The sequence below is a fragment of the Pseudomonas sp. WP18 genome (assembly GCF_036689585.1).
Lineage (GTDB): Bacteria > Pseudomonadota > Gammaproteobacteria > Pseudomonadales > Pseudomonadaceae > Aquipseudomonas > Aquipseudomonas chlororaphis_E.
In genome coordinates, this window is the sequence record NZ_CP144758.1 from 5987438 (window position 1) to 6010557 (window position 23120).

General features: G+C 62.8%; 24 protein-coding genes and 1 other RNA gene. 11 read left to right on the forward strand and 14 right to left on the reverse strand.

What is annotated here, in order from left to right; genetic code table 11:
* Window positions 1-161: 161 nt before the first annotated feature.
* On the reverse strand, window positions 162-800 hold the full coding sequence (locus V5F23_RS26770; protein WP_024617266.1) for a peroxiredoxin: 639 nt from the start codon (window positions 798-800) through the stop codon (window positions 162-164).
* 343 nt (window positions 801-1143) lie between these two features.
* Here V5F23_RS26770 and V5F23_RS26775 point away from each other — a divergent pair, with 343 nt between their 5' ends.
* Together V5F23_RS26775 and V5F23_RS26780 are read left to right on the forward strand one after the other, a co-directional pair.
* Window positions 1144-1539 (forward strand): nucleotidyltransferase domain-containing protein, encoded by a 396-nt coding sequence (locus V5F23_RS26775; RefSeq protein WP_042730187.1) that lies wholly within the window; start codon window positions 1144-1146, stop codon window positions 1537-1539.
* Window positions 1529-1957: a DUF86 domain-containing protein gene (locus V5F23_RS26780; RefSeq protein ID WP_042730188.1), complete on the forward strand. Its 429-nt coding sequence runs from the start codon at window positions 1529-1531 to the stop codon at window positions 1955-1957. The genes V5F23_RS26775 and V5F23_RS26780 overlap by 11 nt, the downstream gene beginning before the upstream one ends.
* A gap of 110 nt (window positions 1958-2067) precedes the next feature.
* On the opposite strand, the gene V5F23_RS26785 is transcribed toward V5F23_RS26780, so the two are convergent.
* From V5F23_RS26785 to argE, 3 genes are all read right to left on the reverse strand, one after another.
* On the reverse strand, window positions 2068-3450 hold the full coding sequence (locus V5F23_RS26785; RefSeq protein ID WP_042730189.1) for an OprD family porin: 1383 nt from the start codon (window positions 3448-3450) through the stop codon (window positions 2068-2070).
* A gap of 474 nt (window positions 3451-3924) precedes the next feature.
* The gene (gene argA / locus V5F23_RS26790) at window positions 3925-5223 is read right to left on the reverse strand and encodes an amino-acid N-acetyltransferase (protein WP_042730190.1); all 1299 of its coding nucleotides are present in this window, start codon (window positions 5221-5223) and stop codon (window positions 3925-3927) included.
* A gap of 132 nt (window positions 5224-5355) precedes the next feature.
* Window positions 5356-6513: an acetylornithine deacetylase gene (gene argE, locus V5F23_RS26795; RefSeq protein WP_123579207.1), complete on the reverse strand. Its 1158-nt coding sequence runs from the start codon at window positions 6511-6513 to the stop codon at window positions 5356-5358.
* 158 nt (window positions 6514-6671) lie between these two features.
* Here argE and V5F23_RS26800 point away from each other — a divergent pair, with 158 nt between their 5' ends.
* Window positions 6672-8039: a CYTH domain-containing protein gene (locus V5F23_RS26800; RefSeq protein WP_338497034.1), complete on the forward strand. Its 1368-nt coding sequence runs from the start codon at window positions 6672-6674 to the stop codon at window positions 8037-8039.
* Between the two features lie 125 nt (window positions 8040-8164).
* Here the strand turns inward: V5F23_RS26800 and V5F23_RS26805 are convergent, their stop codons facing one another.
* Entirely contained in the window at window positions 8165-8635 is a 471-nt protein-coding gene (locus tag V5F23_RS26805) for an Lrp/AsnC family transcriptional regulator (RefSeq protein WP_042730193.1), read from the reverse strand.
* Between the two features lie 125 nt (window positions 8636-8760).
* On the opposite strand from V5F23_RS26805, the gene V5F23_RS26810 reads away from it, so the two are divergent.
* The 3 genes from V5F23_RS26810 (at window position 8761) to V5F23_RS26820 (ending at window position 11435) form a co-directional block, all read left to right on the forward strand.
* On the forward strand, window positions 8761-9099 hold the full coding sequence (locus V5F23_RS26810; RefSeq protein WP_042730194.1) for a hypothetical protein: 339 nt from the start codon (window positions 8761-8763) through the stop codon (window positions 9097-9099).
* A 145-nt stretch (window positions 9100-9244) separates the two neighbouring features.
* The gene (locus V5F23_RS26815) at window positions 9245-11029 is read left to right on the forward strand and encodes a GspE/PulE family protein (protein WP_042730195.1); all 1785 of its coding nucleotides are present in this window, start codon (window positions 9245-9247) and stop codon (window positions 11027-11029) included.
* Window positions 11030-11114: 85 nt separating this feature from the next.
* Entirely contained in the window at window positions 11115-11435 is a 321-nt protein-coding gene (locus tag V5F23_RS26820) for a DUF2388 domain-containing protein (protein ID WP_170846005.1), read from the forward strand.
* Between the two features lie 140 nt (window positions 11436-11575).
* Here the strand turns inward: V5F23_RS26820 and gcvH are convergent, their stop codons facing one another.
* The 8 genes from gcvH to V5F23_RS26860 form a co-directional block, all read right to left on the reverse strand.
* The gene (gene gcvH, locus V5F23_RS26825) at window positions 11576-11962 is read right to left on the reverse strand and encodes a glycine cleavage system protein GcvH (protein WP_042730196.1); all 387 of its coding nucleotides are present in this window, start codon (window positions 11960-11962) and stop codon (window positions 11576-11578) included.
* 52 nt (window positions 11963-12014) lie between these two features.
* A complete protein-coding gene (gene gcvT, locus V5F23_RS26830) occupies window positions 12015-13097 on the reverse strand; it encodes a glycine cleavage system aminomethyltransferase GcvT (protein ID WP_042730197.1) in 1083 nt (360 codons plus the stop codon).
* Between the two features lie 153 nt (window positions 13098-13250).
* Window positions 13251-14867, reverse strand: coding sequence for an iron ABC transporter permease (locus tag V5F23_RS26835; RefSeq protein WP_042730198.1), 1617 nt, complete (start codon window positions 14865-14867; stop codon window positions 13251-13253).
* 195 nt (window positions 14868-15062) lie between these two features.
* Window positions 15063-16067, reverse strand: a complete 1005-nt coding sequence (locus V5F23_RS26840) for an extracellular solute-binding protein (RefSeq protein ID WP_042731585.1) — start codon at window positions 16065-16067, stop codon at window positions 15063-15065.
* 218 nt (window positions 16068-16285) lie between these two features.
* Window positions 16286-17503, reverse strand: coding sequence for a 2-octaprenyl-3-methyl-6-methoxy-1,4-benzoquinol hydroxylase (locus V5F23_RS26845; RefSeq protein ID WP_185057678.1), 1218 nt, complete (start codon window positions 17501-17503; stop codon window positions 16286-16288).
* A gap of 67 nt (window positions 17504-17570) precedes the next feature.
* Window positions 17571-18758 (reverse strand): 2-octaprenyl-6-methoxyphenyl hydroxylase, encoded by a 1188-nt coding sequence (ubiH, locus tag V5F23_RS26850; protein WP_042731583.1) that lies wholly within the window; start codon window positions 18756-18758, stop codon window positions 17571-17573.
* The gene (gene pepP, locus V5F23_RS26855) at window positions 18755-20089 is read right to left on the reverse strand and encodes a Xaa-Pro aminopeptidase (RefSeq protein ID WP_042731582.1); all 1335 of its coding nucleotides are present in this window, start codon (window positions 20087-20089) and stop codon (window positions 18755-18757) included. The genes ubiH and pepP overlap by 4 nt, the downstream gene beginning before the upstream one ends.
* Before the next feature lie 27 nt (window positions 20090-20116).
* A complete protein-coding gene (locus V5F23_RS26860) occupies window positions 20117-20671 on the reverse strand; it encodes a YecA family protein (RefSeq protein WP_042731581.1) in 555 nt (184 codons plus the stop codon).
* Window positions 20672-20800: 129 nt separating this feature from the next.
* Between V5F23_RS26860 and V5F23_RS26865 the strand changes: the two genes are divergently transcribed.
* From V5F23_RS26865 to V5F23_RS26880, 4 genes are all read left to right on the forward strand, one after another.
* Window positions 20801-21010, forward strand: coding sequence for a TIGR02449 family protein (locus tag V5F23_RS26865; protein ID WP_042731580.1), 210 nt, complete (start codon window positions 20801-20803; stop codon window positions 21008-21010).
* The gene (locus V5F23_RS26870; protein ID WP_024780504.1) at window positions 21007-21324 is read left to right on the forward strand and encodes a cell division protein ZapA; all 318 of its coding nucleotides are present in this window, start codon (window positions 21007-21009) and stop codon (window positions 21322-21324) included. Before V5F23_RS26865 ends, V5F23_RS26870 begins: the two co-directional genes overlap by 4 nt.
* 30 nt (window positions 21325-21354) lie before the next feature.
* Window positions 21355-21534, forward strand: a non-coding RNA gene (ssrS, locus tag V5F23_RS26875) — 6S RNA.
* A 114-nt stretch (window positions 21535-21648) separates the two neighbouring features.
* Window positions 21649-22254, forward strand: coding sequence for a 5-formyltetrahydrofolate cyclo-ligase (locus V5F23_RS26880; RefSeq protein WP_042731579.1), 606 nt, complete (start codon window positions 21649-21651; stop codon window positions 22252-22254).
* A 35-nt stretch (window positions 22255-22289) separates the two neighbouring features.
* Here the strand turns inward: V5F23_RS26880 and V5F23_RS26885 are convergent, their stop codons facing one another.
* Window positions 22290-22436 carry a hypothetical protein gene (locus V5F23_RS26885; protein ID WP_172679762.1) on the reverse strand — a complete coding sequence of 49 codons (147 nt, stop codon included), beginning with the start codon at window positions 22434-22436 and terminating at the stop codon, window positions 22290-22292.
* A 195-nt stretch (window positions 22437-22631) separates the two neighbouring features.
* Here V5F23_RS26885 and V5F23_RS26890 point away from each other — a divergent pair, with 195 nt between their 5' ends.
* Window positions 22632-23084, forward strand: a complete 453-nt coding sequence (locus V5F23_RS26890; RefSeq protein WP_042731578.1) for an EVE domain-containing protein — start codon at window positions 22632-22634, stop codon at window positions 23082-23084.
* The last annotated feature ends 36 nt before the right edge of the window (window positions 23085-23120 follow it).

A 23120-nucleotide genomic window follows, 5' to 3' on the forward strand; every position in this document is an offset into this window, starting at 1 on the left:
AAAGGCCGTCGAAACGGCCAAAACCCTTTGGTGCACGGCGTTTCACTGTGGGAGCGGGCTTGCTCGCGAAGGCCATAGGTCAGGTTAAGAAATGTCGCCTGATACACCGCCTTCGCGAGCAAGCCCGCTCCCACAAAGAGACATTGGCGCCTGCCTGCTTATTAACGATTGGGCTGCGGGGTAAGGCGCAGGTACGGCTTCACCGCGCGGTAGCCCTTGGGGAAACGCTGCTTGAGTTCTTCTTCGTCCTTGAGCGACGGGACGATCACCACTTCATCGCCATCCTGCCAGTTGGCCGGCGTGGCGACCTTGTAGTTGTCGGTCAGTTGCAGAGAATCGATCACCCGCAGGATCTCGTTGAAATTGCGCCCGGTGCTGGCCGGGTAGGTGATGGTCAGGCGAATCTTCTTGTTCGGGTCGATCACGAACAGTGAGCGCACGGTCAAGGTGTCGCTGGCGTTGGGGTGGATCAGGTCGTACAGGTCGGAGACCTTGCGATCGGCGTCGGCCAGGATCGGGAAGTTGACCACGGCATTCTGGGTTTCGTTGATGTCTTCGATCCACTTGTGATGCGAATCCACCGGGTCCACCGACAGGGCAATGGCCTTGACGCCCCGCTGGGCAAACTCATCCTTGAGCTTGGCGGTCAGGCCCAGCTCGGTGGTGCACACCGGCGTGAAGTCCGCCGGATGAGAAAACAGCACGCCCCAGCTGTCACCGAGCCACTCGTGGAAGCGGATCTTGCCGGCGCTGGAGTCCTGTTCGAAATCGGGGGCAATGTCGCCCAGTCTGAGGCTCATGGTAAAGCTCCTGGATGAGATTCTTGTGGAGCCTGACTGTGCCTCGGTTTGGACCGTTTTAAAAAGAATGAATATTGCTTTCGCTAGACTTTTTCAGAATATAAAAAACTGTTCACTGGCACCCACCCACCTATGGGTCCACCATCCTCGACGAGGTTTCGAGAAGGCCTCGAGTTGCTGTAAAGAGGAGAAGTTTCGGGAAAGGCTACAGGGGTGGGCCTGACCCGAAACGCAAAAGCCCCGTCCGGCGCAGGCCGAACGGGGCTTTTTTTGTCGGCCCTGTTTGCCATCCGGGCGAGTAAACACTGTCCCCATGCCAGGATGAGCGGCTAGGATAGGCGGCATGAACACTCAAGCCTTGCTGACTCACCTGCAACATCATCTGCCGGACTTACTGGCGGTGTACCTGTTCGGCAGCCACGCGCAGGGGACCGCCGGGCCTGACAGCGACGTCGACATGGCGGTGCTCCTGGCCGGCCAGGCCGACCCGGTACTGCTATGGCAGCTTTCGGGAGACCTGGCCGATATCGCTGGAAGTCCGGTGGATCTGATTGATCTACGTGGGGCCACGACGGTGATGCAGTACCAGATCGTGACCCGAGGTCGCCGATTGTGGGCCAAAGACGTACAGGCGGGCTTGTTCGAGAGTTTTATTCTCAGCGAGAAAACGGCCTTCGACGCGGCTCGCGCAGGCCTGCTCGAGGATATTCACAAGGAAGGCACCGTGTATGGTCGATGACGTCCTGATCAATAAAGCGGCGAGTATCGAACGCTGTGTGGCCAGAGTGCGGGAGGAATATGACAAGGACCCTGCCACCTTCGCCACGGATTTCACTCGCCAGGACTCAGCCATCCTGAATATCCAGCGTGCCTGTGAAGCGGCGCTGGACATGGGGCAGCATTTGATTCGCCGTGAGCGACTGGGTGTCCCGCAAAGTGCCCGGGACGTGTTCGAGTTGCTTTTTCAAGGTGGCTGGGTGGCGGAAGGCCTGGTGAAAAGCATGAAGAACATGGTGGGTTTCAGGAACATCGCCGTACATGATTACCAGGCCCTGCAACTGCCGATCATGATCGCGATCATCACCCGGCACCTGGACGACTTTCTGGCATTCAGTGCGTTCATTCTGCGCAAAGATGCAACCCGGCCCGCACCATAAGCAACTCGACGCATCAGGACAGAAAGTCTCCCGTCACGATGACCCGAAACGCAAAAGCCCCGTCCGGCGCAGGCCGAACGGGGCTTTTTTTCGTCACGCGAACGCGTGGCTTACAGCAGCGGCAGCGAGTAGCTGACGATCAGGCGGTTTTCATCCTGGTCGCGCTGACCTGGGATGTCGTTGCGCCAGGTGGCGTTTTTCCACATGACGCCAACGTTCTTCAGCGGACCTTCCGGTACGACGTAGCCGACGGTGATGTCACGTTCCCACTCGGAACGGCCAGTGGCCGACAGGTTGGTCTGTGCCACGCCTACACGGCCGGTGGTATCGATGTTATCGCCACGCAGGTAGATAACGCCGGCTGTCAGGCCAGGTACGCCCAGCTTGGCGAAGTCATAGGAGTAGCGACCCTGCCAGGTGCGTTCGCCGGCACGGGCGAACTTGGCGATTTGCATGTCGGTGGTCAGGTAGGCCGACGAGCCATCACCCTGGTTCAGCCATGGGAAGTCGCTGTCGCCATTGCTGACCTGGTAGCCACCACCGAAGGTGTGTCCACCCACGGTGTACAGGAACAGGCCGCTGTACAGGTTGTTATCGACTTTGCCGCGGGTAATGCCGGTACCGTAGTCACCCGTGGTGTAGTAAGCCGAATCATGGCCATTGGCGCCGTCATCGGTGCTGTGGAAGTAACGCAGATCGGATTTCAGGACGCCTGGGCCGATTGCCCAGCTGTGAACCAGACCCAGGAAGTGCTGCTTGTAGAAGTCTTCCAGGTTGCCGTAGTAGTACTGGGCGGTCAGGTCCTTGGTGATCTTGTAGTCACCACCACCGTAGATGAACTTGTTGCTGTCACGGCCAGCGGCCGTGTGGGCGTTGGCACCGGCAATGGACAACTCTTCGTTGTTGCTGGAGTTACGTCCCTTGGCGTGCTCGATCTGACCGCCGACCAGCGTCAGGTCCTTGATCTCGCCGGAAGTGATCTGGCCACCTTGGAAGGTTTGTGGCAGCAGACGACCGTCGTTGGTCACGATCACTGGCAGTTTTGGCTGCAGGGTGCCCAATTTCAGTTCAGTCTGGGAGATCTTGGCCTTGGCAGTCAGGCCCAGGCTGGAGTAGTTGTCGACAGCCTTGCCGTTGGACTCGCTTGGGAAGACCGTACCGCCGTAGGAGGTTGCAGTGGCGCCGTTAGAACCGCCGCCCGAATCCAGCTTGATACCCAGCAGGCCAATGGCATCCAGACCGAAGCCTACGGTGCCTTGGGTGTAGCCGGAGATGAAGCGCAGGTCAAAACCCTGGCCCCATTCTTCGCTCTTGCTTTGAACGCCGTTAGCCTTGTTACGAGGGGCGTTGGCGTCGGAGTCACGGTTGTCCGTGTTGATGTAGAAGTTACGCAGACCCAAGGTAGCCTTGCTGTCTTCGATAAAACCGGCGGCGCCTGCCTGCTGCGCCAGAACCCCAACGGCCACAGCCAGGGCCAAGGTGGACTTGTTCATGCTTCGCTCCTCTCGTTTTCTAATTCTTGTGTTTCTTTGGGTGCCGGATCGAATGCCCGGAATCCGCAGATGCGCGATTAGCGCCAGACCGTGACTGACAAGTCAATCGTAACCATTTGTGATTACGACCATGGTCTAACCCCGCTACACCGGCGCGCAGAATAATGGATTCTGGATAACTCCAAAAAGAATTGTTTCCACAGTTTTCAGATTATTTTGAAATATAGATGCCATCAAAACTTCGTCAAACTGAGATACGGCTTATCGGCCAGTCGACGGATTACTGAATGGTCTTTTTCTGCACCTTTTCAGGGCAGTGATCGCTCTGCCACAAGCTCCGCGTGCCTGGGAAATTTTCACGGCCAGGCGCGAAGCACGGCCTCAGGCTGCAATCTTGATGGCTTTCCTTGAGACGGTTCCTTGTCTGAAGTCAAAAAGCCTGCAGCCTGACGCCCGGCATCAGGGCGTTGCGCCCTACAAAGATTTCTCGAAGATTTTCGAGTTGCGCTGGTAGTTGTAGAGCGAGGCCCGCGCGGCCGGCAGGCGTTCGACGCTGCTGGGTTCGAAACCGCGCTCGCGGAACCAGTGGGCGGTCCGGGTGGTGAGCACGAACAGGGTCTTGAGCCCTTGGGCACGGGCGCGGGTCTCGATCCGCTCCAGCAGTTCATCACCCCGGCCACCGTGGCGGTATTCCGGGTTCACCGCCAGGCAGGCCAGCTCCCCGGCGTCCGAATCGGCGATCTGGTACAACGCCGCGCAGGCGATGATCATCCCTTCGCGCTCGACCACGCTGAACTGTTCGATCTCACGCTCCAGCACTTCGCGGGAGCGACGGACCAGGATCCCTTGTTCTTCCAACGGGCTGATCAGGTCCAGCAAGCCGCCGACGTCTTCGATGGCCGCTTCGCGAACCACTTCGAACTGCTCCTGGGCCACCAGGGTCCCGCTGCCGTCGCGGGTGAACAGTTCGGCCAGCAGCGCACCGTCCTCGGCGTAGCTGACGATATGGCTGCGTGCCACGCCGCCACGGCAGGCCTGGGCGGCGGCATCCAGCAATTCGGCCTGGTAGTCGCTGCCCAGGCGCTGCATGTGGGCCGGCACCTGCTGGGGGCGCAACTCGCGCACCAGCCGACCGTCCTCGCCGATCAGCCCCTGCTCGGCGCCGAACAGCAACAGCTTGTCGGCCGCCAGGTCGATGGCGGCCCGTGTGGCGACGTCTTCACAGGCGAGGTTGAAGATTTCCCCGGTGGGTGAATACCCCAGCGGCGACAGCAGCACGATGGAGCGCTCGTCCAGCAGGCGGTTGATGCCTTTGCGATCGACCCGACGCACTTCGCCGGTGTGGTGGTAATCCACGCCTTCCAGCACGCCGATGGGCCGTGCGGTGACCAGGTTGCCGCTGGCGACCCGCAACCGCGAGCCCTGCATGGGCGAGGACGCCATGTCCATGGACAGGCGTGCCTCGATGGCGATGCGCAGCTGGCCCACGGCGTCGATCACGCATTCCAGGGTCGCGGCATCGGTGATGCGCATGCCGTGATGGTAGTGCGGCGTCAGGCCTCGCGCGGCCAGACGGGTCTCGATCTGCGGACGCGAGCCATGGACCAGCACCAGGCGCACGCCCAGGCTGTGCAGGAGCACGAGGTCATGGACGATGTTGCCGAAGTTGGGGTGCTCCACCCCGTCGCCGGGCAGCATGACGATGAAGGTGCAATCACGGTGGGCATTGATATAGGGCGAAGCGTGACGAAGCCAATTAACGTATTCGGGCATGAACCTGGGCCTGTAATAAATAGCAGCCGAAAAAAGACCAAACTGAACGCACAGCGGGCTGGTGGTTATCGTCGGAACAGGCTTGGCGACACGCGCGCTCTCCTTATGAATACGGGCCCGGACAGGGGCAATTTAGCCGGCGGTGGCCGGCGTCAGGCAGTAATGGCCGATCAGCTGCCGCAGCAGTTGTACGGTAGGTTGCAAACGTGACATTTCAAGGTACTCGCCCGGTTGGTGGGCACAGGCGATATCTCCGGGGCCCAGGACCAGGGTTTCGCAGCCAAGGCGCTGAAGATAAGGCGCTTCGGTGCCGAACGCTACTGCTTCGGCACGATGACCAGTGAGTCGCTCGGCCACACGCACCAGTTCGGCCTCTTCGGCCTGTTCGAACGGCGGCACCTCGGGGAACAGCGGCGCATAGTCGATCTTGACCTTGTGTCGCTCGGCAATGGGGTCGAGCTTCTGCTGGATCGCCGCCCGCAGCACTTGCGGGTCCATGCCTGGCAAGGGCCTCAGGTCGAACTCCATGGAACACTGGCCGCAGATCCGGTTGGGGTTGTCGCCGCCATGGATGCAACCGAAGTTCAGGGTCGGCTGAGGCACGGTGAATTGCGGGTTGCGGTATTCGCGCTGCCATTGCAGGCGCAGGCCGCGCAATTCGCCCATGGCGTCGTGCATCGCTTCGAGGGCGCTGTGGCCCAGGCTCGGGTCGGAAGAATGGCCACTGCGCCCGAGGATATCGATGCGCTCCATCATCACGCCCTTGTGCAGGCGGATCGGCCGCAGGCCGGTCGGCTCGCCGATGACGGCCGCGCGCCCCAATGGACGCCCGGCCTCGGCGAGGGCTCGGGCACCGGCCATCGAGCTTTCTTCGTCGCAGGTGGCGAGGATCAGCAGCGGCTGCTTGAACGGCTGGTCCAGCAGCGGCTTGACCGCTTCGATGACCAGGGCGAAGAAGCCCTTCATGTCGCAACTGCCCAAGCCCACCCAACGACCATCGACCTCGGTCAGTTTCAGTGGGTCGGTCTGCCACAGCGCACCGTCGAACGGCACCGTGTCACTGTGCCCGGCCAGCACCAGGCCACCGGGGCCACTGCCAAAACTGGCCAGCAGGTTGAACTTGCCAGGGCTGACCTGCTGGATGTCACAGCAGAACCCGAGGTCGCCGAGCCAGCCTGCCAGCAGTTCGATGACCGCGCTGTTGGACTGGTCCAGTCCGGGCTGGGTACAACTGACTGACGGCGCGGCGATCAGGGCAGCGAACTGATCTTTCATGGACGGCAAAGGCATCGCTGGCTCCGGCTTGCAAATTGACGTTCATCATAGAACCATCCGGCGCAAGGAAGAAACCGTCGCGGCGCGTAGGACGGATGAGTCCTGTACACTGCACGACCTTGGCAGCCAGACACCTTCCCCGGCTGCACACCCGATCCCTGGATTTTCCGGCCATGCAGAAAGAAACCGAAATCAAACTCCGCGTCAGCCGCGAGACCCTGACAGCCCTGCGCGAGCACCCGCTGCTGAAAAAACGCAACAAGCATGGCTGGGAACGCCATGAACTGATGAACCAGTACTTCGACACGCCCGAGCGCGATCTCGCCAAGGCCAAGGTCGCGCTGCGCCTGCGTCGTGACGGCGAAGAGGTGATCCAGACCCTCAAGACCCGCGGCCAGAGCATCGCCGGCCTGTCCGAACGCAATGAATACGACTGGCACCTGCCCAAGGCCAAGCTCGACGTGAAGAAGCTCGACGGCGAATGCTGGCCCGCGTCCCTGGCTGACCTGGACAAGAAAACCCTCAAGGCCATCTTCACCACCGATTTCGTGCGTGAGCGGGCCGAGATTGCCTGGGGCCGTGGCAAGGGCAAAGTGGTCATCGAGGCCGCACTGGACCTGGGTCATGTCGTGGTCGGCAAGCAGAAGGAAGAAATCTGCGAGCTGGAGCTGGAGCTGCGCGAAGGCGAGCCCGCCGCCCTGCTGGAACTGGCAGCCGAGCTGGCCGCCACGCTGCCCTTGATGCCTTGCGACATCAGCAAGGCCGAGCGCGGCTATCGCCTGCACGACGCGGCCAGCTATGCCCTGAGCCTGCCGGCCCCGCAACTGAGCGCCGAAATGCCGCTGGACGACGCCTTCGCCGCGCTGGGCTGGCACCTACTGGGCAGCAGCCAGCGCCTGGCCGAGCAATACCGTTTCAATGGCCACTGGCGCCTGCTGCAGGACTGGGTGGAAACCCTCGCCGAGATGCGCGCCCTGCTCAGCAGCCTCGGCCAGGCCGCCCCTCGTCAATCGACCCACGACTTGCGCATTGCCCTGGACGCGCTGCTGGAAGACTGGCGCCCACTGGTCCAGGCCGGCCTGGACGACGAAGACGTGCGCAAGGCCGCGCCGGAGCAGTTCCTCGACGAGCTGCAAGACCCGCGCTGGGGCCTGTTCTCCCTGAACACGTCACGCTGGTTGCTGGCCCGCAGTTGGACCGCCGAGCGCAACACCCGCGGCAATCGCCAAGGCGCTGCGCAACTGGGCAGCTGGTTGCCACGCCTGCTGGGCGAAGAGTCCACGTCCCTGCAACTACAGCGCTACCAGCAGCAACCCGAAGACCTGGCCGAGCAGCTGCCGCGGATCGAACGCATCCAGGCCTGGCTGCACCACGCCCGCCATGTGCTGGACATTCCGGAGATGGACCGGCTCTACGGCGAGCTGAACAAACTGGCGCAACTGGCCAACCAGCCGATCACCGACGAAGCCCTGGACATGCGCAAGCAGCAGGCGATCGCGGTGTATCAGAACCGGGCCTGGAAGACTTTGCTGCGCCTGTGACGCCGCCATCGCGAGCAAGCTCGCTCCCACAGGGGTTCAGCGTGGTAACCACATCTAGTGGCCGCTGAAGATCAACCGTGGGAGCGAGCTTGCTCGCGATGAGGCCAGCACATCCTCCACAGAACTCAGCGCAGCACTGGCAAACTCGTCGTGGACTTGATCTCCGAAAGCGCGACGATCGAGTTCACTTCCTGGATTCCCGGCACCATCGATAGCTTTTCGAAGAAGAATCGCTCATACGCCTCGATGTCAGCCGTGACGATACGCAGCAGGAAATCCACCGCCCCCATCAATACGTAGCATTCCAGGACCTCGGGAAAGCCGCGGATCGCCTCGGTGAACTCGGTGAAGTTCGAACGTCCGTGGGCGTTGAGTTTGACTTCGGCGAAGATCTGCGTGTTAAGCCCGATCTTCTTGCGATCGAGCAGGGTCACCTGGCGGCGGATGATGCCCTCCTCCTTCATCCGCTGGATCCGTCGCCAGCACGGCGACTGCGACAACCCTACCTGCTCGGCCACCTGGGCACTGGACAGCGAAGCATCCTCCTGGAGCAGCGCCAGTATGCGGCGGTCGTAACTGTCCAGCTCACTGTGCATAAATAAACCCGCTATTTATAATTTCTAGAATTAAACCATTCGATCCGGCGTTTAATCGGGTCATCTTAGATAAGAAATACCCGTCAGTGCATGTAAATATTTCTCCCGCCCTCAAGGAGATCCACATGCCATTACTCGAAGCCATCGCCCCCCTACCCAGCCGCGTCGACGCCTGGCACACCGCCAACCCCCATTGCCGCGTGCACTACCAACTGCTAGGCGAAGCCGAACCGGACCTGTTGTGCCGGGCGCTCAACTTGTTTGCCTTGCAGGGCCTGACGCCGCAACAGGTGCGCATGGAGCGCCACGACGACCTGCTGTCGATGGACATCGTCGTGGAGGGGCTGAGCTGGCACCGTGCCCAAGTCCTCGCGGAAAAATTACGAAACCTGATCAGTGTGTGCTCGGTGGATTTACAAGAGGCTGATATTTCGCGGGTTCAGCCGGTCCAGGCCGCCGGTTGAGCCGCCCCAGGGCAAGACTTCGTAACGCATTGGTCGGGTAGTGGCCCAACGGTCCATGGCGTCAGGACTATTCTCTTGCACATCGAGCGAAGACGCCGAGGCGTCTGTATCGCTGCTTTGCTGCAATTGTCCAATAGGAACCCGCATGTCCACCAAACACGCCACTCAGGACCGCTGGCTGGACCTCAACGATCTGCTACGCCAACTGGTCGCCCAGGGCCTCATCAGCCAGGACTGCGCCGAGACCGCGCTGAACGCCCGCCGACGCCACGGCGCCAACAGCCAGTTGCATCCACTGGAGTTCATCGCCAACCAGCACCTGGACGACCTCAGCCGCCCCGGCAAGCGCCTGGACCTGGAGAGCCTGACCCTGTGGCTGGCCGAGCAGGCCGGCCAGCCGTACCTGCGCATCGACCCGCTGAAAATCAACGTGGCGGCCGTGACGCCCCTGATGTCCTACGCCTTTGCCCAACGCCACAAGATCCTCGCCGTGGCGGTCGATCGCGAGGCCGTCACCGTGGCCAGCGCCCAGCCCTACGTCAGCAGTTGGGAAGCCGACCTGACCCACGTGCTCAAGCTGCCGGTGCAGCGGGTGGTCGCCAACCCGGTGGACATCCAGCGCCTGAGCGTGGAGTTCTATCGCCTGGCCAAGTCGGTCAGCGGCGCCGCCACCCACGATCAGCAGCCGAGCAACCTGACCAATTTCGAACAACTGCTCAATCTGGGTGCCAGCGACCAGGAACCGGACGCCAACGATGCCCATATCGTCAACATCGTCGACTGGCTGTTCCAGTACGCCTTCCAGCAGCGGGCCAGCGATATCCACATCGAACCGCGCCGCGAACAAGGCACCGTGCGGTTTCGCATCGACGGGGTGCTGCACACCGTCTATCAATTCCCGCCGCAGGTGACGATGGCGATCATCAGCCGCCTGAAGAACCTGGGGCGGATGAATGTCGCCGAGAAGCGCAAGCCCCAGGACGGCCGGGTCAAGACCAAGACGCCGGATGGCGGCGAAGTGGAACTGCGCCTGTCGACACTGCCGACGGCGTTCGGCGAAAAAATGGTCATGCGGATCTTCGACCCGGAAGTGTTGCTCAAGGACTTCGACCAGCTCGGCTTCTCCGCCGACGACTTGCGTCGCTGGCAGGACATGACCCGCCAGCCCAACGGCATCATCCTGGTGACCGGACCCACCGGCTCCGGCAAGACCACCACCCTCTACACCACCCTGAAGAAACTGGCGACGCCAGAGGTGAACCTCTGCACCATCGAGGACCCGATCGAAATGGTCGAGGGCTCCTTCAACCAGATGCAGGTCCAGCACAACATCGACCTGACGTTCGCGGCCGGGGTGCGGGCGCTAATGCGGCAGGACCCGGACATCATCATGATCGGTGAGATCCGCGACCTGGAGACCGCCGAAATGGCGATCCAGGCGGCGCTGACCGGGCACCTCGTGCTCTCGACCCTGCACACCAACGATGCGCCAAGCGCCATTAGCCGCCTGCTGGAGTTGGGTGTGCCCCATTACCTGATCAAGGCCACGGTGCTCGGCATCATGGCCCAACGCCTGGTGCGCACCCTGTGCCCTCAATGCAAGGCACCCTTGACCCTGGATGAAGACGATTGGCAAACCCTGACACGCCCCTGGCAGGCACCATTGCCGGGCAATGCCCACCGGGCCGTCGGCTGCCTGGAGTGCCGTGACACCGGTTACCGGGGTCGTGCCGGGGTCTACGAGATCATGCAACTGACTGACAGCGTCAGGGCGCTGATTCATCCGGACACCGACCTGCTGGCGGTACGCCGCCAGGCGTTCAAGGAAGGCATGCGCAGCCTGCGACTGTCCGGCGCGCAAAAAGTCGCGGCCGGGCTGACCACGGTCGAAGAGGTATTGCGGGTAACGCCGCAAAGCGAACAGCGATGAAGCGGACGACGCCTGACCGGGCGGTCATGGAACTGAATCGAGGCGCTGGTAATCCAAAGTCATAGTTAACCCAGTGGAGTCACCTATCATGCGTCTCAAACTTGCTGTCGCCACCCTGGCCTTGCTGTCTCTCCCTGTTGGCTCGGCAATGGCCGACACGTTTTGGCGTAACGTCATCTCGTCCGGTGCGACCACCGGTTCGACCTACCTGACCTTCAAGGATCACAAGCTGATCGTCGCCGCCCAGGACGACGCCGGCAGCTTCGTCGCCAGTGACGGCGGTATCCGTGGCCCTTACCTGGAAGCCGCGATGCAGAAAGTCCGTGCCGACAACCCAGGCCTGCAAGCCACCGACATGGAACTGGCCAACGCGATCCTGGCGAAAAACGCCGTCGCCCAGGACTGATACCTGGCCAATAAAAAATGCCGCTCGATCGAGCGGCATTTTTTTGCCTGGCAGCTTCCCTCGCATCCCCGCCCTTGTGGGAGCGAGCTTACTCGCGAAGGCGGTCTGGCTGCCGATGACGCCGGTCAGCAGGCCTGGGGTTATTCGCCGATGGCGGCCTTGTAGCCCGCGGCATCCAGCAGTTTGGCCAGGTCGGCCTGGGCGTTGGAAGGTTTGAGCTTGAAGATCCAGGCGCCGTAGGGATCGGAGTTCAACAGCTCGGGCGAACCGCCCAGTTCATCGTTGACGGCAATCACTTCGCCCGCAATCGGCGAATAGATATCGGAAGCCGCCTTGACCGACTCCACCACACCCGCTTGAGCGCCCGCTTCAAACACATTGCCGACTTCTGTCAGCTCGACGAATACCACGTCACCCAAGGCTTCCTGGGCGTGGTCGGAGATGCCGACGGTAACGGTGCCGTCGGCTTCCAGGCGTGCCCACTCATGGCTTTCGGCAAAACGCAGTTCGGCAGGGATATCGCTCATATTCTGTGTCCTCAAGAGAAAGTGTCAGCGGCCGGCGGCCTGCCGCATACAGTTAGATCAGGGTTTTGCCATGGCGGACGAAGGTCGGCTTGACCACTCGTACCGGGTACCACTTGCCACGAATTTCTACCTCGGCCCGGTCGGCGGTGGCCATCGGCACGCGTGCCAGGGCGATCGACTTGCTAAGCGTAGGAGAAAAACTACCACTGGTGATCTCCCCTTCGCCAACATTGGCGATGCGAACCACCTGATGGGCGCGCAAGACACCCCGTTCCTCCAGCACCAGCCCAACCAGTTTGTGCTGCACGCCGGCCGCGAGTTCGGCCTCCAGCGCGCTGCGGCCGATGAATTGGCGGCTCGCCGGTTCCCAGGCAATGCTCCAGGCCATGTTCGAGGCCAGCGGTGAAACGTCCTGGTGAATGTCCTGGCCGTAGAGGTTCATGCCGGCCTCCAGGCGCAAGGTGTCGCGAGCGCCAAGACCAATGGGGGAAATGCCGGCGCCGACCAGGTCGTTGAAGAAGCTTGGGGCCTCGCGGGCGGGCAGGACGATTTCCAGGCCATCCTCACCGGTATAGCCGGTGCGGGCAATGAACCATTCGCCATCGGCACGCCCTTCGAAGGGCTTGAGTTGCTGGATCAACTGGCCACGCGACTGACTGACCAGCTCAGCGATCTTCTGTCGCGCATGGGGCCCCTGGATCGCCAGCATCGCCAACTCGGGGCGCTCGTGCAATTGCACGTCGTAGGCGCCGAGCTGAGCCTGCATCCAGGCGAGGTCCTGGTCGCGGGTCGAGGCATTGAAGACCAGCCGGTAACCGTTCTCGACGCGGTAGATGATCATGTCATCGACGATACCGCCGCGCTCATTGAGCATGCTGCTGTACAAGGCACGTCCTGTGTCCTGCAAGCGATCGACGTCGTTGGCCAGCAAACGCTGCAGCCAGGCCTTGGCCTGGGGACCGGCGACATCGATCACGGTCATGTGGGATACATCGAACACCCCGCAGTCACGTCGCACCTGATGGTGTTCCTCGACCTGCGAGCCATAATGCAAGGGCATATCCCAACCGCCAAAATCGACCATCTTCGCGCCGAGGGCGAGATGAAGGTCATACAGAGGCGTACGCTGTCCCATGGGTTTCTCCTTCCGGGCTTGGCGAAGGTGCGGACGGATACTGCACAGCGCACACCTGGAAAAAAGGCGCGTCAGCCGTTCTCAGTTACCCGGTCCGACAGACGGACCGCACCGAATGCCGCGCATTGTAGCCGCATGATGTAGGACTGGCACCTAGCCAATTCGATGGGCCGAGCGCCGGATCAATCCGATGACCGGCAACAACCCGACCAGCACCAGGGTCAGCGCTGGCAGCGCGGCCCGAGCCCATTCGCCTTCGCTGGTCATTTCGAAGATCCGTACCGCCAGCGTGTCCCAGCCGAACGGGCGCATCAGCAAGGTCGCGGGCATCTCCTTGAGCACGTCGACGAACACCAGCAGCGCCGCGCTGAGCGTGCCGGGCACCAGCAGCGGCAGATACACTTTGAAAAACAGTCGCGGCCCACTGACACCAAGGCTGCGTGCGGCCTCAGGCAGTGACGGGCGAATTCGCGCCAGGCTGCTTTCCAGCGGGCCGTAGGCCACGGCCAGGAAGCGCACCAGATACGCCAGCAACAACGCCGACAGGCTGCCCAGCAACAAGGGTTTTCCCGCGCCACCGAGCCAGTTCGACAGTGGGATGACCCACGCACGGTCCAGGTAGCTGAACGCAAGCATGATCGACACGGCCAGCACTGAGCCAGGCAAGGCATAGCCCAGGTTGGCCACGGCAACCGCGGCGCGAATCGGCCGGGTCGGCGCCAGCCGCCGGGCGAACGCCAGCAGCAAGGCCACGGCAACGGTGACCAGCGCGGCCAGCCCGCCCAGGTAGAGGGTGTGGGCGATCAGCCCGGCGTAGCGTTCGTCCAGGTCGAAGCGCCCGCGCTGCCAGAACCACACCAGCAACTGCAGCACCGGGATGACAAACGCACAGGCGAACACCAGCAAGCACCAGCCGCTGGCCGCCACGGCCTTGAAGCCGCGCAACGGGTACAGGGCCTTGCTCCGCGGCCTCTCGTTGCTGGCACGATGGGCGCCACGGGCCCGGCGCTCGCCGTAGAGCACCAGCATCACCACCAGCAACAGCAGGCTCGCCAGTTGAGCGGCACTGGACAGGCTGAAGAAACCGTACCAGGTCTTGTAGATGGCAGTGGTGAACGTGTCGAAGTTGAACACCGACACCGCGCCGAAGTCGGCCAGGGTCTCCATCAACGCCAAGGCCACGCCGGCCCCGATGGCCGGCCGCGCCATCGGCAGCGCCACCCGCCAGAACGCTTGCCACGGCGATTGCCCGAGCACCCGCGCCGCTTCCATCAACCCCTTGCCCTGGGCCAGGAACGCACTTCGCGCCAGCAGGTAGACATACGGGTAGAACACCAGGACCAGCACCAGAATCACCCCACCGGTGGAACGCACCCTGGGCAAGCGCAGGCCGCTGCCGAACCATTCGCGCATCAGCGTCTGCACCGGGCCGGCGAAATCCAGCAGACCCACGAAGACGAATGCCAGCACGTAGGCCGGAATCGCGAACGGTAACATCAATGCCCAGTCGAGCCAGCGCCTGCCGGGGAACTCACACAAGCTGGTGAGCCAGGCGAGGCTGACGCCCAGCACCGTCACCCCGACGCCCACCCCCAGGATCAACGTGAGGGTATTGCCCAGCAGCCGGGGCATCTGGGTGTCCCACAAATGGGACCAGATCTGCGGGTCGATGCTTTGCCAGGACAGCACCAGCACGCTCAAGGGCAGCAGGACCAACGCGGCGATGGCGAAGACCAGGGGATACCAGCGGCGTTGGACGGGGTGGGTCAAGGAAGGCTCTCGTTCAAGTGATGCATCGGCAGGCACACATGCTGTGTAGCATGTGGCGAGGGAGCTTGCTCCCGCTTGAGTGCGCAGCGCTCACCCAAAGGGCCGCTACGCAGCCCAGCGGGAGCAAGCTCCCTCGCCACGGGCCAATCCCAGGAACGAGCCCCCCTGCATGCCCAGGGGGCCGTTACCGTTCGGTCAGTTCCAGCCAGCCCGATCCATCATGCGAATCGCCTCGGCCTGGCGCTTACCGGCCACTTCCACCGGCAGGGTGTCGGCCTTGAACGTGCCCCAGGCCGCGACTTCCTTGGACGGCTCGACTTTCGGGTTGGCCGGAAACTCCTGGTTCACATCGGCAAAGATGCTTTGCGCTTCTGGCGTGGTCATCCATTCCACCAGTTGCTTGGCGGCCTCAGGGTGCGGTGCATGCCGGGTCAAGCCGATGCCCGAGAGGTTGATGTGCACACCGCGGTCGGCCTGGTTCGGCCAGAACAGCTTCACCTTCAGGTCCGGTTTCTGCTGGTGCAGACGGCCATAGTAGTAGGTATTGACGATCCCCACGTCGCACTGCCCGGCGTTGATAGCCTCAAGCAGCGCAGTGTCGTCGGAGAACACGTCGGTGGACAGGTTGCGAACCCAGCCCTTGAGGATTTCCTCGGTTTTTTCCGCGCCGTGGGTTTCGATCAGCGTGGCGGTCAGGGACTGGTTGTAGACCTTCTTGGAGGTTCGCAGGCACAGCCGACCCTCCCACTGCTCGCCCGCCAGGGCCTCATAGGTGCTCAATTCAGCGGGTTTGACCCGGTCGGTGGAATAGACGATGGTTCGCGCCCGCAGGCTCAAGCCGGTCCAGGCGTGGGAGGACGCACGGTATTGAGGTGGGATGTTGGCATCGATCACCGGGGAGGTGAACGGTTGCAGAATGCCCATCTGCTCGGCCTGCCAGAGGTTGCCGGCGTCGACGGTGAGCAGCAGGTCGGCGGTGGCGTTCTCGCCCTCGGCCTTGATCCGCTGCATCAAAGGCGCTTCCTTGTCGGTGATGAACTTCACCGATACGCCGGTCTTCTTGGTATAGGCATCGAAGACAGGCTTGATCAGCTCATCGATACGCGAGGAGTAGACCACCACCTCATCGGCGGCCTGGGCGGCGGTGGTGCCTGCCAGGGTCAGGGCGAGGGCGGACAGCAGGCGCTTGGATGCCGACATGGGAGCAGTCTCTCGATGATGAAGTGCGCAAATGATAAGGACTCACATTTGGCATCTCAATCGAACAGTGGGCGGAGACATTTCCAAATGTTGCGCAGATGGGTTCCCTGGGCGACTGTCCCGGCCTCATCGCGAGCACGCTCGTTCCCGCAGGCGCAGCAGGTCAATGTGGGCGCGAGCTTGCTCGCGATAGGAGCATAAGCTCCAACCCACATTTTTCAGGCCTTGGCCAGATCCGGCAAATCGCCAATCAGCCCCAGCGCCTCACGCACGAACAACGCCTTGGCTTCGGGCAGGCGGTCCACCAGCTTCAGGCCGGTGTTACGCAACCAGCGCACCGGCAACGGGTCGGCCTGGAACAGTCGCTCGAAGCCCTCCATGGCCGCCATCAACGCCAGGTTGTGAGGCATGCGGCGGCGCTCGAAGCGGCTCAGCACCTTCACGTCCGCCAGACGCTCGCCCCGGCCCGCCGCCTGGAGCAGCACCTCGGCCAATACCGCGGCGTCGAGGAAACCGAGGTTCACGCCTTGTCCGGCCAATGGGTGAATGGTGTGGGCCGCATCGCCGATCAGCGCCAACCCTTCGGCCACGTAGCGCTTGGCGTGGCGCTGGCGCAGCGGCACGCACAGGCGCGGGTCGGCGCTCAGCACCGCGCCCAGTTGGCCTTCGAAAGCCCGCTCCAGTTCGCTGCAGAACGCACCGTCATCCAGCGCCATCAAGCGCTGCGCTTCGCCAGGGGTGGTGGACCAGACGATCGAGCACCAGTCGTGCTGGCCGTCACGCTCCAGAGGCAGGAACGCCAGCGGGCCGTTGTCGGTGAAGCGTTGCCAGGCCGTCAGGCGATGCGGCCGGGCACTGCGCACGCTGGTCACGATGGCATGGTGCAGGTAATCCCATTCACGCGTCGCGACGCCCGTCAGGCGCCGCACAGCCGAATTCGCGCCATCGGCAGCGATCACCAATGGCGCCCGCAAGCTGCGACCGTCCGCCAGAGTCAGCAACCAGTCATCGCCGGAGCGGCGCATCTGTTCGAGCCGAGCGTTGGCCAAAAGGCCGAGGTCGCAGTCATGCAGGCGTTCCAGCAAGGCATCCTGCACCACTCGGTTTTCAACGATGTGCCCCAGGACGTCGGCATGCAGGCTTTCGGCTGAAAAGTGGATCTGCCCGGTGCCGCTGCCGTCCCAGACATGCATGTCGGTATACGGACTGGCGCGCCGGGCAGTGATGCCCTCCCACACGCCCAGGCGTTCGAGGATCCGCTGGCTGGCCGCCGACAGGGCACTGACCCGCGGCTCGAACGCGGCCTGGGGGTCGTAGGGCTTGACGCTCAGCGGACTGCCATCGAGCAGCAACACTTGCAAGCCACTGCCCTGTAACGCCAGCGCCAGGGCGCTGCCGACCATACCCGCACCGACAATCAGCAGATCTGCACGCAATTCCATGCTTTAAGCCTGTTTAGCGGGCGACACGCGCCGCCCATGAAAAGAATGTCCCATCGCCGGCCTACACATCGGGCCGCGTCCCGATCCCCATGGCCTGCCGGGCGAACCAACGCTTGGCCGGCGGCAGCAGGTCGAGGCCGAGCAAACCGAGGTTACGTCCCACGGACACCAGCGGCAGGCTGCTGCCGAACAGGCGCGTGACCTGATCGGAGAAACCCACGGTCAGGGCCTGGTCCATGCGCTGGCGCTCGCGATAGGCCTGCAATACGGCAAAGTCGCCGGGCTCGCGGTCGCTGTCGAGCAAGGCTTCGGCCAGGGCCTGGGCATCGCGCAGGGACAGGTTGAAGCCCTGCCCGGCGATCGGGTGCAGGCTGTGGGCGGCATTGCCAAGGATCGCCAGGTGCGGGCGGACCTGCTCCTCGGCCTCGACCAGCGCCAACGGGTACAGGTGGCGCGCGCCCACCTGCTTGAGCGTGCCCAGGCGATAGCCGAACACGCCCTGCAATTCGCTGAGGAAGCTGCGCTCGTCAAGGGCTGCCAGCCGTTGCGCGTCCATCCCCTGGCGGGTCCAGACCAGCGCGCAGCGGTTCTCCGGCAGCGGCAGCAACGCCATCGGCCCGTCATCGGTGAAGCGCTCGAAAGCCATGCCGTTGTGGGCTTCGCTGGGGGTGATGTTGGCGATCAGCGCGCTCTGGTCATAAGGTCGATGCCGCACGCCGACGCCCAGTTGCTCTCGCAGCCCCGAACGGCCGCCGTCGGCCAGCACGGCGAGATCGCATTCCAGGGTGGTTTCGTCGTCGAGGGTCAGGCGGTAGCCGCTGACCAGCGGCTCCATTCGCGTCACCTGGGCCGGACAGCGCCAACTGACCACGTCCTTGTCGAGGCCTTGCCACAGGCATTGGCCCAGCCAGGCGTTTTCCACCACGTAGCCCAACGCCGGCACGCCCTCTTCCATCGCCGACAGGCGCGCCGTGGAAAACCGCCCGCGATCGGACACGTGGATCTGCTTGATCGGCTCGGCGCGTCGGGAAATCTGCTGCCAGACACCCAGGCGCTGATAGATCTGTCGGGCGCCGTAGGACAAGGCCGAGGATCGGGCATCGTAGCTCGGCTGCCAGGCATCGCCTGGGGCGAAAGGCTCGATCAGCAGGATCTTCCAGCCCCGGGCCTTGGCGCCGGCTTGCAAGGCCAGCGCCAGGCTCGCCCCCACCAGGCCGCCACCGACGATCGCCAGGTTGACCCGGCTCATGCCGCTTGCGCCCGGGCCGCAGCCATCAGGGCCTCGATCTCGGCGACCGTCTTGGGCACGCCTCGGGTCAGGATTTCACAACCGGTTTTGGTCACTACCACGTCATCCTCGATGCGCACGCCAATGCCGCGCCATTTTTTCGCTACGCTACGGTCGGTCGGGCTGATGTAGATACCGGGTTCCACCGTCAGCGTCATGCCCACTTCCAGTACCCGCCATTCGCCGCCGACCCGGTATTCACCCACGTCATGTACATCCATGCCCAGCCAGTGGCCGGCACGGTGCATATAGAAGGCCCGGTAGGCTTCACTGGCGATCAGTGCGTCCACCTCGCCCTCCAGCAACCCCAGGCGCACCAACCCTTCGGTGATGACCCGGACCGTCGCTTCGTGGGCCTGGTTCCAATGCTTGTCCGGGGCGATCTCGGCAAACGCCGCTTCCTGGGCCGCCAGCACCACTTCATAGATCGCTTTCTGTTCGGGCGAAAACTTGCCGCTGACCGGCCAGGTCCGGGTGATATCACTGGCGTAGCAGTCGATTTCACAGCCGGCGTCGATCAGCACCAGGTCGCCCTCCTTGAGCAACGCGTCATTCTGCTGGTAGTGCAGGATGCAGCTGTTGCGCCCCGCCGCGACGATCGAGCCATAGGCCGGCATCTTCGCCCCGCCCTTGCGGAACTCGTAGTCCAGTTCGGCCTCGAGGCTGTATTCGTAAAGCCCCGGGCGCGCCGCCTGCATCGCCCGGATATGGGCCTGGGCGGAAATCCGCGCCGCCTCGCGCATCACCTTCACTTCCGCCGCCGATTTATACAGGCGCATGTCGTGCAGCAGGTGATCCAGGGCAACGAATTCGTTCGGCGGCTGGGCGCCGAGGTTGGCCTTGGAGCGAATCACGTTGATCCACTCCATCAGGTGCCGGTCGAATTCCGGGTGGCTGCCCATGGCCGAATACACCCGGTCGCGCCCTTCGATCAGGCCCGGCAGGATGTCGTCGATGTCGGTGATGGGGAAAGCGTCGTCGGCGCCATAGTCGCGGATCGCGCCTTCCTGGCCGGCTCGCAAGCCATCCCACAGCTCGCGCTCGGCGTTGCGCTCGCGGCAAAACAGGATGTACTCGCCATGGGCGCGACCGGGCATCAGCACGATCACGGCCTGCGGTTCGGGGAAGCCGCTGAGGTATTGGAAGTCGCTGTCCTGGCGGTAGACGTGCTCGACGTCGCGGTTGCGGATCGCCACGGCGGCGGCAGGCAGGATCGCGATGCTGTTGGGCTCCATCTGCGCCATCAGCGCCTTGCGGCGACGGCCGTATTCCGCTTTCGGGATATGAATCATGGGCAGGCGGCGTTCCCTTTCAGGCGATCAGTGCAAGGACGGCTTGGCGGCCGGTTCCGAGGTTTTCCGGGTCTCGGTGAACAGCAGCAAGGGCGCGACCCGCAGGTATTCCATCACTTCCATGTAGTCGCTTTCGCCGTCGTCGGACTCTTCCAGGGCATCCTGGACCTGGGAGATCGCGGCCAAATCCTGCAACACTTCTTTTGCTTCTTCGCTCAGCGCGTATTCGCGGCGAGTCAGGCCGAAGCCGGCGAGGAAACCCTGGCACCACTGGCCCAATGCAGCAGCACGTTCAGCCAGCGGGGTGTCGTCGGTGGGCAGCAGCAGGACGACGGTCATGTCGTCGCTGGTCAATTCACCCTTGACCATTTCCTGCAGGCCAACAAGTGCATTGCGGACATTGTCCGCCGGCTCGCCTTCGAGCAGTTCGGCGGCATCGGCCAACCAGCCCTCGACATCGAAACCGGCGCCGGCGCAACTGCGCCCGAGCAGCAGGCCGTGCAGTTCGGCAGGCGAAACAGGATGACCGCTGGAACTCAGCAGGGTGGCGAACGCTTGATACGGGGAATTCTGAATGGGCATGGGCAGCTAGGCGCCAGACGGCGCTATGTCTAGAATGGAGGCCTTGTATCCTACATCGACAGACTCGCCAAGACTATCAGAGGCTGTGCGACCTGCATTCCCCATCAGACACTCTCTTCAGTGGACACAATGGAAGACAACGACCTGCAAGCGCTGATGGCCAGACTCGAATTGCTAATTGAGCGGGTCGAGCAACTAAAGAGCCAAAACGGACTCCTATTAGCTCAGGAAAAAACCTGGCGCGAGGAACGCGCTCACCTCATTGAAAAAAACGAAATCGCCCGGCGTAAGGTCGAATCGATGATTTCGCGCCTCAAGGCCCTGGAGCAAGACTCATGAGTTCAAGCAATAGCGTTACCGTGCAGATCCTCGATAAAGAATATTCGATCATCTGTCCCCAGGAAGAGCGCAGCAACCTGGTGAGCGCCGCCCGGTACCTGGACGGCAAGATGCGCGAGATCCGCAGCAGCGGCAAGGTCATCGGCGCCGACCGCATTGCCGTGATGGCCGCCTTGAACATCACCCACGACCTGCTGCATCGCCAGGATACGCCTGACGTGCAGGTCAGTGGCTCGACCCGCGAACAGGTCCGCGACCTGCTCGAACGGGTGGATCTGGTGCTGGCGACCGATCCAGACGTCAGCAAGGGCTGATTCGCGAGGCAGCCTGGGGTATACTCGCCTCACTCCCTGGGGTGCTTGCCAGTTGGTGATGTCCCTGAGCCGATACGCACAACCACGGGGGTTGCACGTTGGGGCCGGTGTGCATGTCCGCTTGACGGAAAGCCTTAACGCCTCCTGCAACTTCCACCTTGAACTTTCGGGTTCAAGGGCTAAGCCGACAGCGGTTCATCCGGGGAGCCTGATTCCAGACGATGCCAGTCCATGCGACTGGCATCGTCGTTTCCGGCCCGGGCATTTATGAGTGTCCTGTTTTGCGGTTACGCTGTGCCATCGCCGACACCGTGAACTTTCGACATGACCGAACCCGCGCTGCTGCCCCGCCCGCAACTTCGCCGCCTGCTGCGCCAGGCCCGCCGAGCCCTGACGCCTACCCAGCAACGGCAAGCGGCCCTGGGGCTGTACCGGCAACTGGCCCAGCATCCACTGTTCCGCCGCGCCAGGCACATTGCCCTGTACCTGCCCAACGATGGCGAGATCGACCCGCGCCTGCTGCTGCGTGCCGCCCAGCGCCGGGGCAAGGCCACGTACTTGCCAGTGCTCAGCTCGTGGCCGCGGACCAAAATGGTTTTCCAACGCATCCGCCCTGGCGAGCAACTGCATCCCAATCGTTTCCGTATCCTCGAACCCCGGATCGACATTGCCCGGCAACGCAAGGTCTGGGCGCTGGACCTGGTGTTATTGCCGTTGGTGGGGTTTGACGATGCCGGAGGTCGGCTGGGCATGGGCGGCGGCTTCTATGACCGCAGCCTGGCGTACCTGGCGCGGCGCCGGCAGTGGCGCAAACCGACATTGCTGGGGCTGGCCCATGAATGCCAGAAGGTCGACCGGTTGGCACAGGCAAGCTGGGACGTACCGCTACAGGGCACGGTCAGCGACAGGCATTGGTATAGTGCGCAATAGGCGCCGCGGCAATCAGCGGCGCCAGGAAGACGGGTTCAGCGTTTGAACGTGGGCGCGGGCTGGGTAATGTCCATCGGCGCCTCGACCTTGTTGGTCCACAGGCTTTGTGCGTAACCCGTGGTCACGACACCCAGACCGAACAGAATGACCAGAATCCACAACAAATCCGGTTTGCGTTTCATCGATTGCCCCCCTCAAGGCATATCACACACGATGACAGCAGCGGTTTTCTTATTGGCCGTGCAGCAGCGTCAAGCTTGGAAGGCCGGCATTTTGCGGCAACCTGCAGCGACACGCAAACTCTGGCGTCAACCGACTGTCGGTTTGTCATAAAATCGCTGAACTATTTTCAAGCACACCGCCCAGGAGTAGAAATCATGGCCTATTGGCTGATGAAGTCCGAGCCCGACGAGCTCTCCATCCAAGGCCTGGAAAAGCTCAGCCAGGCGCGCTGGGACGGGGTTCGCAACTATCAGGCGCGCAATTTCCTGCGAGCCATGGCCGTCGGCGATGCGTTTTTCTTCTACCACTCCAGTTGCCCCGAGCCGGGCATCGCCGGGATCGGCCGGATCGTCCGCGCAGCCTACCCCGACCCGACCGCACTGGACCCCGACAGCCATTACCACGACCCCAAGGCCAGCCCGGACAAGAACCCCTGGACGGCCATCGACGTGGCTCACGTCGAGACATTTGCCCGGGTGCTGAAGCTCGACTACCTCAAGCAGCAGAGCGCATTGGCCGAGATGCCACTGGTGCAGAAAGGCTCGCGACTGTCGGTGATGCCCGTGACAGCCGAACAATGGGCGGCGGTCATCGGGTTGAAACCCTAGACGACCGTCTTCGCGAGCAGGCTCACGAAAGCCCCG